Raw genomic sequence first — 13,167 nt, forward strand, 5'->3', positions numbered from 1 at the left:
TGTGGCGACAAGTTAAGGGCTGATTTGACAGCGCTGGCTAGACGCCGCTCAGACTCATCCCAAGCGTGTCTGGCGGGGTTGCTCCACCGCCGTTCAGGGGGCGCTGCATCCAGACGAGGTCCACCCAGCGGCCGAACTTGTGGCCCATATTCGGGAAAACGCCTTTCTTTTCAAAGCCAAGAGCGGCGTGCAGGCCTATGGAGGCGGCGTTGTCGCTGTCGCCGATGACTGCGCACATTTGTCGCAGGCCCAAAGTCTCACAGGTGGTGATCAGGGCCGACAACAACGCCTTGCCGACCCCCGCGCCGACCGCCTCGGGCGAGACATAGACGCTGTCCTCGACGGTGTAGCGATAGGCCGCGCGCAGACGGAACGGGCCTGCGTAGCAATAGCCCACAACCTTGCTGTCCAGCTCGGCGACCAGATAGGGCAGGCCGCGCTCGAGGAAACCCTGGCGCCGGCGCGCCATTTCGGCCGCGTCGGGCGGGATCTCCTCGAACGTGCCTAGACCATTGAGCACGTTCCAGCCGTAGATGGCTGTAATGGCCGGGATGTCGGCGTCGGTCGACGCCCGGATCACAACGCTCACGCCTTCGTCCAACCCTTTTCAACCGCCCAGACGGCGAAGGCGTAGTCCAGCGCGATCTCCTTGAGGAAATCAAAGCGGCCCGAGGCGCCGCCGTGACCGGCCTCCATATTGATCTTCAGCAGCACCGGATTGCCGCTGGTCGTGGCGGGCCGCAGCTTTGCGACCCACTTCTGCGGCTCCCAATAGGTGACGCGCGGGTCCGACAGGCCCCCGGTGGCCAGGATCGCCGGATAGGGCTTGGGCCCGATGTTGTCGTAAGGCGAATAGCTGGCGATGTAGTCGTAGGCTTCCTTGTCCTCCAGCGGATTGCCCCATTCGGGCCACTCCGGCGGGGTCAGGGGCAGGGTGGTGTCGCTCATGGTGTTGACCACGTCGACGAACGGCACCGCCGCGATGATCCCGGCGAACAGGTCAGGGCGCATGTTGCTGATCGCACCCATCAAGAGGCCGCCGGCCGAGCCGCCATAGGCCACCGTATTGGCGGGCTTGCCATAGCCGGCCGCGTGCAGGTGCTCGGCGCAGGCGATGAAGTCGGTGAAGGTGTTCTTCTTCTTGAACTTCTTGCCGTCCAGGAACCAGCTCCAGCCTTTTTCCGAGCCGCCGCGCGGGCAGGCCGTGGCCCAGATCCAGCCCCGGTCCACCAGGCTGAAATTGCGGATCGAGAAGTTGGGCTCCATCGAGATGCCGTAGCTGCCATAGCCGTACAGCAGCAGCGGCGCCGAGCCGTCCAGCTTGGTGCCCTTCTTCATCAGGACGAAGATCGGCACCTCGGCGCCGTCGGCGGCCTTGGCGTTCAGGCGGCGGGTCTCGTACTTGGACGGATCGTGGCCGGAGGGAATTTCCTGGGTCTTGCGCAGCGTGCGCGTGCGCTTGGCCATGTCGTAGTCGAACCACTGACGCGGCGTGGTCATCGAGTTGTAGACGAAGCGCACCGTGTCGGTGTCGTACTCGTAGCCGCCTTCCAGCGACAGGGCGTAGGCGGCCTCGTCGAAGGCGATGGCGTGCTCGGCGCCGTCCTTGGCGGTCACGACCACGCGGTTGAGGGCGTCGACCTTCTCCAGGCGCACGAACCAGGCCTTGTAGGCCATGGTCCCCGAGATCAGGCGGCCCGGCTTGTGGGCCACCCAGTCCTTCCAGTTGGCCTTGCTGGTCGCGGTCTCCGGCGTGGTGACCAGCTTCCAGTCGACGGCGCCGTCGGCGTTGGTGCGGATCACCCAGTGGTCGTTCCAGTGCTCGACCTCGTAGCGCAGCCCCACCTCGCGCGGGTGGAAGATCACCGGCTTGGCCGTCGGGTTCGCCGCCGGAATCAGCAGCGCCTCGCTGGTTTCCTGGTTGCCGCACGAGATGACGACGTACTTCTCGGAGCTGGAGACGCCGACCCCGATGAAGAAGCCCTCGTCGGGCTCGTCATAGATCAGCACGTCGTCCTTGGCCGCGCCCTTGATCGGGCGGCGATAGATCTTGGCGGGACGGCCATTGTCGTCCCGGAACGTCCAGAACAGCCACTGGCCGTCGGGCGAGAAGCAGAAGTCGCCGGTGGTGCTGTCCACGGCCTCGCCCAGCAGGGCGCCGGTCGCCAGGTCCTTCACGTGGATGCGGAAGACTTCCGAACCCTGCTCGTCGACGGCCCAGGCGTAGAGCTTGTGATCGGGCGAATGGCTGGCCGCACCGACCTGGTAGAAGGCCTTGCCCTTGGCTTCCTTCTCTTCGTCCAGCAGGACCACCTCGGCGCCGCCGCCCACCGGTTTGCGGGCGTGGACCGGATGCTGCGCGCCCTTGTCGTAGCGCGTGTAGTATTCGAACGGGCCGTCCTTGGCCGGGACGCTGGCGTCGTCTTCCTTGATGCGGCCCTTCATCTCCTCGAACATCGCCGCCTGCAGCGCCTCAGTCGGGGCCAGCATGGCCCTGGTGTAGGCGTTCTCGGCGGTCAGGTGTTCCTTGACGTCGGCCTTGATCAGGCTGGGATCGCGCAGGACCTTCTGCCAGTTGTCGTCCTTCATCCAGGCGTAGTCGTCGGTGCGTGTGCGGCCCAGCTGGGTGATGGTCTTGGGGACCTTCTTGGCCACCGGCGGCGTGGGGCGGGCGGCGTTGTCGGCGGTCATGGGCGATCCAAAAGCTGTTCCAGACAGGAGTGCGGTCGATGACGTAAGCGCCGCGGCGGCTCCCGTCATCATCTGACGTCGATCCATGAGAGATTTCCCCCGTACACTTGAACAACCCGCGCGTGCGGCAGAACGACAACTTGCGGCGCAGAAGCGCTATGGTCAAACTCCCTCGAGCGTCGAGGCTAGTGCGTGTCGCGTATCGAGGGGGGGACGTCATGCCGGTTGACCTCTCCGTCGACCTTATCAAGGCGACGGTGCAGCTGGAACAACCGTTGGGTGACGGCTCGCGGACGGTCGGTACCGGCTTTCTGATCGCCGACACCACCCCCGACGGCAAGCCGCGCACCATCCTCATCACCGCCGCCCACGTGTTCGAGCGGATGCCGTCGATGACGGCCCGCATCGGTTATCGCGTGCAGGGCTCCGACAGCGTCTGGCGCTACGATCCCGAAGCCTTGAAGATCCGCGACGGGGATCATCCGCTGTGGGTGAAGCATCCGACCCGCGACGTGGCCGCCATGGTGGTCGAGGCGCCCGAGGAGTTCGTCCGCGCGGCCATCCCCCTGAACTATCTGGCCAAGGACGACACCTTCAACGCCTTCAATCTGGGCCCCGGCGACGAGATGATGGCCTTGGGCTTTCCCAGGGGGCTGTCGGCTAATTCGGCGGGCTTTCCGATTCTGCGGTCGGGGCGAGTCGCCTCCTATCCGCTGACCCCATCGAAGGACTTCCCGACCTTTCTGCTCGACTTCTCGGTGTTCCCGGGAAACTCGGGCGGGCCGGTGTTCATGGCGCAGGCCGCCCGTCGCCGCCCGGGCGGGAACGACACCCAGGATGTGCAGTTCATCGCCGGGGTGCTGACCCAACAGGTCGAGCTCTCGGGCGAGCGCCTCGAAATCGGCATCGTCACCCACGCCAAGTTCATTCGCGAGACGTTGGCGATGATCGATCAGGCGCCCGGCGATCCCGTCACCCAGGCCCAGGCCGCTCAGCCCCCGCCGACGCCCGGGGCCATCGCAGCAGTCTCCACCCCGACCGTCCCCCTCGGCGCCAACCGCTGACGGAACCCGAACACGGCCGCCGCCGTTTCCTCCGCGACGCACAACAGCAACGCAGAGGATCTGGCCATGAGCACCAATCGCATCGAAGGCGCTATCGACAAGGGCGTGGGCGCGGCCAAGGAAGCCGTCGGCAAGGCGACGGGCAACGCAAGGCTTCAGGTCGAGGGCGCGGCCCAGAAGGCCAAGGGCGACCTGCAGAACAAGGTCGGCAAGGCCCAGGACAAGCTCGGCGACGCGATCAAGCGCTGAACGCCAGGCGATGACTGACAAGGCCGCCGCCGGAGCGATCCGGCGGCCGTTTTGCATGGCTATCAACACTCAACATCAAAACAGCCCTTTACCTTCACAGCAGCATCGCCTGCTCGGTCCGCAGGGCCTTGGCCAAGGCGTCGACATCGGCCGGCGTGCTGAACAGGCCCGGGGTGACGCGGATGACCGGCCCCTTGCGTACACCGCCGCGCCAGATCGTGTGGATGCGGTGGACGTCGAACAATCGCTTCTGCACCCGGCGCGCGGCCTCGTCGGTGGTCATGCCCTTCAGGCGGAAGCTGGTGATCGCGCAGTAGCGCGCCGGATCGTCCGGAACGCAGATCTCGACATTCGCCAGATCCTTCACCGCATGGACCCAGCGATCGCGCAGGCCGCGCATGTGCCGCTCCTTGGCCGCGCCGCCGACCGCGAAATGGAAGTCCACCGCCGTCGGGATGGTCATGACCGCGGCGAAGTTCACCGTGCCCGACGGGATACGGGTGTTGATGTCATCGTCCGGGAAGTTGCGGTTCTCGAAGGCGATGTCGACATCCGGCAGGCGGCTCTTGCGAACATACATCGCGCCGGTCCCGAGCGGCGCCGAGGTCCATTTGTGCACCGACCACCCGACGAAATCGGCGCCCAGATCCTCGAGCTGGAAATCCAGGCAGGCCACGCCGTGGGCGGCGTCGACGATGGTGTCCACGCCGCGGGCGCGGGCCATGGCCACGATCTCGCGCACTGGGGTGACGAGGCCGGTCTTGTTGGACACCTGGGTGACCAGCAGCAGCTTGGCCTCCGGCGTCCGCTTCAGAACGTCCTCATAGGCGGCCAGGATATTGGCGGTGGTCGCGGGCTCGGGCATGGCGAACTCGACGACCTTGGCGCCCTTGTGCGTCCCCAGCCAGCGCATGGCGGCGATCATGGTGTCATAGTCGAGATCGCAGCAGATCACGCCGTCGCCGGCCTTCAGCGGCTTGTAGTTGGTGATCAGCATCTGCAGGGCGTCGGCGCCGCTGCGGGCGATGGCGATCTCGTCGGCGCCGCAGCCGACCAGCCGCGCGATCGCGGCCTCGGCCGCGCGGAAGGCGCTGGTCCAGCCTTCGCCGCCCGGCAGGACGTTGCGGGCCCAGATCGCGTTGGCGCGGTTCACCATCGCCGTGTTGTGTGCAAACGCCTGCGCCACCATGCGGGGCATCATGCTCCAGTAGCCGGCCTCGAGGTTGTGGTAGCCGGGCTCGACGTCGAACTGGCGATGGAGCTCGGCGACGGGGATCGAGTCGGGCGTCAGGCTGGTCGCGGGGCTGGACGCGCCGGCGCGTGCGCCGCCGGCGAGCAGGGCCGGCGCGCCAAGACCGGCGACGGAAAGCAAATGGCGGCGGCTGGGCGCGAGGGGCATCGGGGTCCTCTGGTTGGCCGGGTACGGCGAGGGAGCAGCCCATGAACCGATGGGCGGTGCAAGATGGTCCGACTGCGGGCGCGAAGGCTGGCGGCACAGAGGTCGTGTCTTGGGCAGAGCGGGCGCGACGGCGGGCAATCCCTTGCGTGCGCGCCGGGCGTCGAAAAGTGGCTTGAGGGGCGGCGGTCAGTTTGATTGGTGGACGGGGGTAGGAGAGGGAACAAAATGCATAGGTCTATGAAGGTTTGTGCGGCCGTCATGGTCTTGGCGATCGCATCGCCAAGCTTGGCCCAGGACTATTCTCAATATTCAGACGCGGCGATCGAGCGGGAGCTGGCTCAGAAGGCCGACGTCACCATGTTCGAGATGGTGCCCATGCGCGACGGTGTGCGGCTGGCCACCAACGTCTACCGGCCCAAGGGCGCCAAGGGGCCTCTGCCGACCATCCTGATCAAGACGCCGTACAATGAGCTCTCCTACAAGGTGGGCAGCAGCCGCAGCGCGCTGGAGGCGATCAAGCGCGGCTACGCCCTGGTGCTGCAGAACGAGCGCGGCCGGTTCTATTCCGAGGGCGATTGGGAGATCCTGGGTAAGCCCCAGACGGACGGCTACGACACCCTCTCCTGGATCGCCAAGCAGTCCTGGTCGAACGGCAAGGTCGGCACGCGCGGCTGCTCGTCCTCGGCCGAATGGCAGCTGGCCCTGGCCGCCCAGAACCACCCCGCCCATGCGGCCATGGTCCCGCAGGCCTCGGGCGCCGGCATCGGCAAGGTCGGCGAGTTCGAAGAGCAGGGCAACTGGTACACCGGCGGCGTGCCGCGCAACCTGTTCTTCGTCTGGCTGTACGGCGTCGACAACCCGCTGAACCCGCAGCCGCCCAAGGGCCTGGACCAGCCGACCATCGCGCGTCTGGCCAAGTACAACGACCTGGCGCCGAACAAGCCCGCCGTCGACTGGCCCAAGCAGATCCGCCACCTGCCGGTGGCCGACATGCTCAAGGACCTGGGCGAGCCGACCGGCACGTTCGAGGAACTGATCAACCGCAAGGGCCCGGCCGATCCGGCCTGGCGCAAGGGCGGCCTCTATCACGACGACGCCGGCTGGGGCGTCCCGGCCCTGTGGTTCAATTCCTGGTACGATGTCTCGATCGGGCCGAACATGGCCCTGTTCAACCACGCCCGGAGCGTGAACTCCGACAAGGAGGCCAGCGCCAACCAGTACGTGGTGGTCACGCCCTCGAACCACTGCGGCTTCAATTCGCGGGTGCTAAGCGGTCCGTACAAGTCGGGCGACCGGGCGCTGGGGTCTATCGACTTCGACGCCGAGAAGGAGGTCTACGCCTTCTTCGACCGCTGGCTGAAGGGCGATACGGCCGCGTTCTCGGCCTCGACCCCGCCGGTCCGCTACTACTCAATGGGCGCCAACGCTTGGCGTGAATCGGCCCAGTGGCCGCCGCAACAGGCCAAGACGGTGCGCTTCTATTTGCGCTCGGGCGGACGCGCCAATAGCCTGAACGGCGACGGCAAGCTGTCGACCGCCGCCCCGGCCGCCGGCGAAAAGGCTGACCGCTACGTCTATGATCCGGCCAACCCGGTGCAGACCATCGGCGGCGGCGACTGCTGCAACGGCGGCCTGGTGATCGCCGGCGCCTTCGACCAGCGCCCGATCGAGGCGCGCAACGACGTGCTGGTCTACACCAGCGAGCCGTTGACCGAGGCCATGGAGGTCTCCGGCTTCGTGCGACCGGTGCTTCACGTGTCGTCGGACGCCAAGGACACCGACTTTGCGGTCAAGCTGGTCGATGTCGCGCCGGACGGCACGGCCTACATCCTCGGCGACACCATCATGCGGGCGCGCTATCGCGACGGCTACGACAAGCCCAAGATGCTGACGGCCGGCGCGGTCAGTGTCGTGAAGCCCACGCCGATCACGACCAGCAACACCTTCCTGCCGGGACATCGCATCCGGATCGAGATCACCTCGTCGAACTTCCCCAAGTTTGTCCGCAACCTGAACACGGGCGGCGACAACGAGAAGGAGGCCAAGTTCGTGGTGGCCCGCAACGCGATCCATCACGCGCCGGGGCGGGAGTCCTACATCGAACTGCCGGTCGTATCGGCCAAATAGACTGCTTAAGGCGGCCTGAGCGCTTTGGGTTCAGGCCGTCTCGTAGGTCGCGGCATAGTCGACCGGGAAGTTCACCGACCGGGCGATGAAGCAGACCTTGTGAATCTCATGGTGGATGGCGTCGGCCCTGGCGAGGTCGGCGCCGGCCTCCACCACGATGTGCGGTCGCAAGGTGGCGCGCAGGAACCGCCCCGCGCCGTCGGGCGTACTCTCACCCACGCCCAGCGGGCTGTCGCGGTAGCCACGCACGACGATCCCGGCGCTCGAGGCCAGATGCAGGTACCAGAGCATGTGACAGGCGCTTAAGGAGGACAGCAGCAGGTCCTCGGGATTGTGCAGGGTGGGATCGCCGCCCAGCAGCGGATCGTTCGAGCAGGCTATCGGCGGCTTGCCGAGTGTGGCGATCGTCCAGGTGCGGTCATAGCCGCGATAGGTGCGCGTGCCGTCGCCCCGGTCGCCGGTCCATTCGATCAGGCTGGTGTAGTCGTGCTGCTTGGCCATGCCTCGTTCCTCCAGCCAAACATTCGCGTCATCCCGGATAGCCTCTTCGAGGCTTCCGGAATGACACGCCGAGAAGCAGGCTATCAGCCGTAGATGATCGAGATGGTCTCGGCGACGCAGGCGGGACGCTCCTCGCCCTCGATCTCGATCGTGCACTCATTCTTCATCTGCAGACCGCCGGCCTTGGGCTCGACGCTGAGCAGTTTCTGGCGCATCCGCACCTTCTTGCCGACGCGGACCATGCCGGTGAAGCGGACCTTGTCGCAGCCATAGTTGATGCCGCGCGTCACGCCGGTCACCCGCAGGATGCCAGCGCCCAGCATCGGGATCAGCGACAGGGTCAGATAGCCGTGGGCGATCGGCCCACCGATCTCCTTGGTGGCGCGCTCGACATCGACGTGGATCCACTGATGGTCGCCGGTGGCTTCGGCGAACAGGTTCACGCGCTCCTGGGTGATCTCGACCCAGTCCGAGACGCCCAGTTCCTGGCCCACCAGGCCGGCGATGTCGGCGTAGGCGACTTCCTTCATGTGATTTCTCCCTCGAACAGTTGTTTGGATTGGTCGCATGCGTCGCCCGGAAGGGCAAGTCGGCTCAAGGCTCCAGCGCGGCGCGCGCGGGCTCGGGCAGCTGTGATACGGCCTCGTCTAGCAGCTCGCGCCAGGCCTCGCCCCGCTCGCGCGCCTCGGCATAGGCCTCGCGCAGGGCGAAGGGGTCTTCCTGGGCGAGGATCTCAATAAGTTGCGCCGCCTGGAGGCGATCCTTGAGTCCTTTCTCCGGATTGACCTTGCGATTGCGGCTGACCATCAGCTTGTGCACGGCGTAGCGTGCGGGCGCCGGTGCGTTCACGAGCACGCCCGCGCCATGCAATACGGCGGTCTCGACTGGATCGCGCAGCAGGAAATCCATGAATTTCAAGGGTACGGCGTCACTGCCCAGCGTCGGCAGGTAGGATGGTTCGTCGCGCGGCGCGCCGCGCATGGTGGTCAAGACATCGACGCGGTAGCGCTCGTTCAGCGCGTAGCTGGTCGTCCGTCTGGTGTCGAACGCATAGCTGACAGGCGAGAAGCGCGGGTCCAATCCTCGAAGGATGTCGAGGATAGGCTTCTCGAGCTTATCGTCCAGATTGGAGGCGATCCCAAAGTCCTGGGCGATGTCGAGGTCCAGGGTCGCCAGACTTGTCACGGGCAGCCGGACCCCCAGATGCGCCGCGTAGGTCTGGAACGCCACGGTGCCGATCAGCACCGCGCGAATGCGAAAGGCGCCGGCCTCCGCGAGGGCCTGCACAATCTCGGCGCTGATCCGGTCAGGCTTTGGCGCGCCAGAGGCTAGGATGGCGGCGACGAGACGTCGGCGATCCTCGACATCTGCCTTGTGCTCGCCGTGGCGGGCGATGCGTTCGCGCAGCGCCTCGCTATCGGGGCCGATGTAGACTTGCCTGCGGCTCTGCTGGCCGCCCGTGGGCATCTGAACGTACCAGTAGAGTCGTCCCTTGACGGTCTTGGAGACGAAGCTCGATCCAGAGGGGAACTCGCCGAAGCGCGCGAGACGCAGGCGTTCCATCAGTTCCGCGTAGCTGGTGGCGGCCGAGAGCGGCAGGCGCTGGATCATGAGAGCAAGTTATACGCAAATATGAAATCTGCGTATAACTTTTCCGCCCTCTAAACGATCTTGCTCTCGCCCTTGCCCCAGTAGGCGTCGCGGATCAGGCGCTTGTAGAGCTTGCCGGTCGGGTGGCGGGGCAGTTCGGCCATGAAGTCGATGCGGCGCGGCGACTTCACGTGGCTGAGGTTGGCGCGGGCGAAGGCCATCAGCTCCTCGGCTAGGGCGACCTGGTCGTCGCCGAGGTCCATCGGCTGGATCACCGCCACCACCTGCTCGCCCATCTCCTCGTGCGGCGCGCCCACCACGGCGGCGTCGGCGACCTTGGGATGGGTGATCAAGAGGTTCTCGATCTCCTGCGGATAGATGTTCACCCCGCCCGAGATGATCATGAAGCTCTTGCGGTCGGTGAGGTAAAGGAAGCCCTCCTCGTCGGCCCAGCCCACGTCACCCAGCGTGGTCCAGCCGTGTTTGTTGTAGCTCTCGGCCGTCTTGTCCGGGGCGTTGTGATAGTTCACCGCAGGACCATTGGCGAAATAGACCGTGCCTTCGGTGCGCGGCGGCACGGGGTCGCCGGCCTCGTCGCAGATGCGCAGCTCGCCCAGCACCGCCTGGCCGACGCTGCCCTTGTGGGTCAGCCAGTTCTGCGAATTGATCCAGCAGAAGCCGTTGCCCTCGGTGCCGGCGTAGTATTCGAAGATCACCGGACCCCACCAGGCGATCATCTGCTCCTTGACCGGGACGGGGCAGGGGGCGGCGGCGTGGATCGCCGACGTCATCGACGAGACGTCGTACTTGGCGCGCACCGCCTCGGGCAGCTTAAGCATCCGCACGAAGTGGGTGGGGACGAACTGACCGCAGTTGACCTTGTGTTTCTCGATCAGGGCCAGGGCGACCTCGGGGTCGAACTTCTCCATCACGATCACTGTGCCGCCCAGCTTGTGGACGGTCATGCACCAGCGCAGCGGGGCGGCGTGATAGAGCGGCGCGGGCGACAGGTAGAGGCTGTCGCCGGAGAAGCCGAACAGGCCCTGGGCCATCATCTGCAGGGCGTTGGGCGCGTCGATCGGACCGCCGCTGAGGGCGGGTTTCACGCCCTTGGGCCGGCCGGTGGTGCCGGACGAATAGAGCATGTCCGTGCCGGCGCTCTCGTCGGCGATCGGCATGGCCGGCTGGCCGTCGCGGGCCGCGACGAAGTCGGCGTAAGGGCCGTGCGCGCCGCCCACTGTGAACAGGGACAGGCCAGGGACCAGGGCGGCGATCTCGTCGATCACCGGGCCCATGGCGGTGGAGGTGATGAACACCTTGGCCCCGCAGTCCTGCAGGATGTACTCGGCCTCAGAGGCGGTCAGCTTGGTGGAGATGCAGACGAAGTACAGGCCCGATCGCTGAGCCGCCCAGGCGACCTCGAAGAAGCGGGCGTTGTTCTCCATCAGGATGGCGATGACGTCGCCGGGAACCAAACCGAGCGACCGGAACAGGTGCGCGCCCTGGTTCGACCGCGCGTCCAGCTGGGCGTAGGTCACGACCTCGCCGGAGCCGGCCATGATGTAGGCGGCCTTGCCGCCTTGCGACTGGGCGTGGAGGTAGGGGTGCATAGCCGGGACCTCGTTTTGAACTGTCATCCCGGACGGTCGAAGGCCGAGCCGGGACCGCCGGAAGCGCTGAGTTTGCTATGGTCCCGGATCGCCCCTGCGGGCCGTCCGGGATGACACGGGATTGCGGTTAAGCGGCGACGGGCTGCCTGGCGGCGGCCAGGATCATGTCCGCGCCCTTTTCCCCGATCATGATCGAGGGGGCGTTGGTGTTGCCGGAGATCAGGCGCGGCATGATCGAGGCGTCGACCACGCGCAGGCCTTCCACGCCGCGCACGCGCAACTGCGCGTCCACGACGGCCATCGGCCCGGTCCCCATCTGGCAGGTGCCCACGGGGTGATAGAGCGTCGAGCCGGTCTGGCGGGCGAACTCCAGCAGTTGCTCGTCGGTCTGGACCTCGAGACCGGGGTTCATCTCGCTTTCGACGTACTGGGCGATGGCCGGCTGCTGGCCGATCTTCCGCGCCCATTTCAGGCCGGCGACGATGACCTCCTGGTCCAGCGGATCGGCCAGGTAGTTGGCGAAGATGGCCGGATAGACCGACGGATCGGCCGACTTGATCCGGATGTGCCCACGGCTTTCGGGGCGCAACTGGCAGGGCGCGATGGTCATGCCCGGCGCGCCTTCCAGCTCCATCTTCTGCTCGTTGAACAGCTTCTCCAGATCCATGGTCGCGGGCAGGATGTGGAACTGGATGTCCGGTCCTGCGAGATCTGGGCGGGACTTGCAGAAAGCCGCCACGTGGGCCGCCGACAGTGTCAGAAGGCCCTTGCGGAACAGCAGGTACTTCATCGCCTCGGCGGCCAGGCGTCCGCCCTTGCTCTGCTCGTTGACCGAGACGGTCCCCGACTTCAGCCGGTAGCGAGCGGCGACGATGTAGTGGTCCTGCAGGTTCTCGCCGACGCCGGGCAGGTCGGCCACGACCTCGATCCCATGCTCGCGCAGCAGGCCGCCGGCGCCGACGCCTGACAGCTGCAGAAGCTGGGGCGAGTTGATCGCGCCGCCGGCCAGGATGACCTCGCCGCGCGCCATGGCGGTGCGCCGCTCGCCGTTCTGCATGAACTCGACGCCGACGGCCCGCTTGCCTTCGAAGAGGACGCGGCCGGCCAGCGCATTGGTCTCGACGCGCAGGTTCGGACGCTTCATGGCCGGGTGCAGATAGGCGACCGCCGACGAGCAGCGCGCGCCGTTCTTCTGGGTCACCTGATACCAGGTCACGCCCTCCTGATCGGGACCGTTCAGGTCGGGATAGCGCGGGATGCCGGCCTGGTCGCAAGCCTGGATCAGCGCCTCGGAGATCGGGTGGGCGTCGCGCATATCGGCGACGTTCAGGGGGCCGCCGGTGGCGTGCAGATCGCAGGCGCCGCGCTCCTGGTTCTGCGACTTGCGGAAGTAGTGCAGGACGTCGTCCCAGGCCCAGCCCTCGCAGCCCAGCTGCCGCCAGCCGTCATAGTCGGCGGCCTGGCCGCGCACATAGAGCATGGCGTTGATCGAGGACGAGCCGCCCAGCACCTTGCCGCGCGGCCAGACGTGGGCCCGGCCGCCGGTGCCGGGGTCGGGCTCGGTGGTGAACAGCCAGTTGACCTTGGGATCCTTCAGGGTCGACGAGTAGCCGACCGGGATGTGGATCATCATGTTCGAGGCGAACTGGGAGAGGTTCTTGGTCGGCCGGTCGTCGCCGCCCGCCTCCAGCAGCACGACCTTGTAGCGGCCGTTCTCCGACAGGCGCGCGGCCAGCACGCAGCCCGCCGATCCCGCACCCACGATAACGTAGTCGGCCTCGATGATCCCGGTCATCGTTTCTCTCCCTTCGCCGTCCGCGTTCTCGTCGCTAATCGGCGTTTAGTTGAGAGGATGCGCCCAGGTCCGGCCATTGCGCAAGTTGCCGTCGCGGCGCCGTTGGTCGAACGTCGATCTTGGGTATGGTGACGTTAACGG

General features: G+C 66.5%; 10 protein-coding genes and 1 pseudogene. 3 read left to right on the forward strand and 8 right to left on the reverse strand.

The features are described 5' to 3' along the window. Window positions 1–37: 37 nt before the first annotated feature. Both OVA11_RS07690 and OVA11_RS07695 read right to left on the reverse strand, forming a co-directional pair. Window positions 38–589 (reverse strand): GNAT family N-acetyltransferase, encoded by a 552-nt coding sequence (locus OVA11_RS07690; RefSeq protein ID WP_268066892.1) that lies wholly within the window; start codon window positions 587–589, stop codon window positions 38–40. Then, complete coding sequence (locus OVA11_RS07695; protein WP_268066893.1) at window positions 586–2,778, reverse strand: S9 family peptidase; 2,193 nt, start codon at window positions 2,776–2,778, stop codon at window positions 586–588. The genes OVA11_RS07690 and OVA11_RS07695 overlap by 4 nt, the downstream gene beginning before the upstream one ends. A gap of 20 nt (window positions 2,779–2,798) precedes the next feature. Between OVA11_RS07695 and OVA11_RS07700 the strand changes: the two genes are divergently transcribed. After that, complete coding sequence (locus OVA11_RS07700) at window positions 2,799–3,755, forward strand: trypsin-like serine peptidase (RefSeq protein WP_268066894.1); 957 nt, start codon at window positions 2,799–2,801, stop codon at window positions 3,753–3,755. Window positions 3,756–3,815: 60 nt separating this feature from the next. Beyond that, window positions 3,816–4,018 (forward strand): annotated as a pseudogene (locus tag OVA11_RS07705) (CsbD family protein). 80 nt (window positions 4,019–4,098) lie between these two features. On the opposite strand, the gene OVA11_RS07710 reads toward OVA11_RS07705, so the two are convergent. Continuing rightward, window positions 4,099–5,541 (reverse strand): aminotransferase class V-fold PLP-dependent enzyme, encoded by a 1,443-nt coding sequence (locus OVA11_RS07710; protein ID WP_268066895.1) that lies wholly within the window; start codon window positions 5,539–5,541, stop codon window positions 4,099–4,101. A gap of 87 nt (window positions 5,542–5,628) precedes the next feature. Here OVA11_RS07710 and OVA11_RS07715 point away from each other — a divergent pair, with 87 nt between their 5' ends. Then, window positions 5,629–7,530 (forward strand): CocE/NonD family hydrolase, encoded by a 1,902-nt coding sequence (locus OVA11_RS07715; protein ID WP_268066896.1) that lies wholly within the window; start codon window positions 5,629–5,631, stop codon window positions 7,528–7,530. Between the two features lie 30 nt (window positions 7,531–7,560). Here the strand turns inward: OVA11_RS07715 and OVA11_RS07720 are convergent, their stop codons facing one another. The 5 genes from OVA11_RS07720 to OVA11_RS07740 all read right to left on the reverse strand — a co-directional run bounded on the left by OVA11_RS07720 (window position 7,561) and on the right by OVA11_RS07740 (window position 13,026). Beyond that, on the reverse strand, window positions 7,561–8,031 hold the full coding sequence (locus tag OVA11_RS07720; protein ID WP_268066897.1) for an OsmC family protein: 471 nt from the start codon (window positions 8,029–8,031) through the stop codon (window positions 7,561–7,563). Between the two features lie 83 nt (window positions 8,032–8,114). Next, complete coding sequence (locus OVA11_RS07725; protein WP_096032722.1) at window positions 8,115–8,561, reverse strand: MaoC family dehydratase; 447 nt, start codon at window positions 8,559–8,561, stop codon at window positions 8,115–8,117. Between the two features lie 64 nt (window positions 8,562–8,625). Continuing rightward, complete coding sequence (locus OVA11_RS07730; protein WP_268066898.1) at window positions 8,626–9,642, reverse strand: nucleotidyltransferase family protein; 1,017 nt, start codon at window positions 9,640–9,642, stop codon at window positions 8,626–8,628. 50 nt (window positions 9,643–9,692) lie between these two features. Next, window positions 9,693–11,231, reverse strand: a complete 1,539-nt coding sequence (locus tag OVA11_RS07735) for an acyl-CoA synthetase (RefSeq protein ID WP_268066899.1) — start codon at window positions 11,229–11,231, stop codon at window positions 9,693–9,695. 127 nt (window positions 11,232–11,358) lie between these two features. Then, complete coding sequence (locus tag OVA11_RS07740) at window positions 11,359–13,026, reverse strand: GMC family oxidoreductase (protein WP_268066900.1); 1,668 nt, start codon at window positions 13,024–13,026, stop codon at window positions 11,359–11,361. Between the last annotated feature and the right edge of the window lie 141 nt (window positions 13,027–13,167).

The sequence above is a fragment of the Caulobacter sp. SL161 genome, from assembly GCF_026672375.1.
In the GTDB taxonomy this organism is placed as follows: domain Bacteria; phylum Pseudomonadota; class Alphaproteobacteria; order Caulobacterales; family Caulobacteraceae; genus Caulobacter.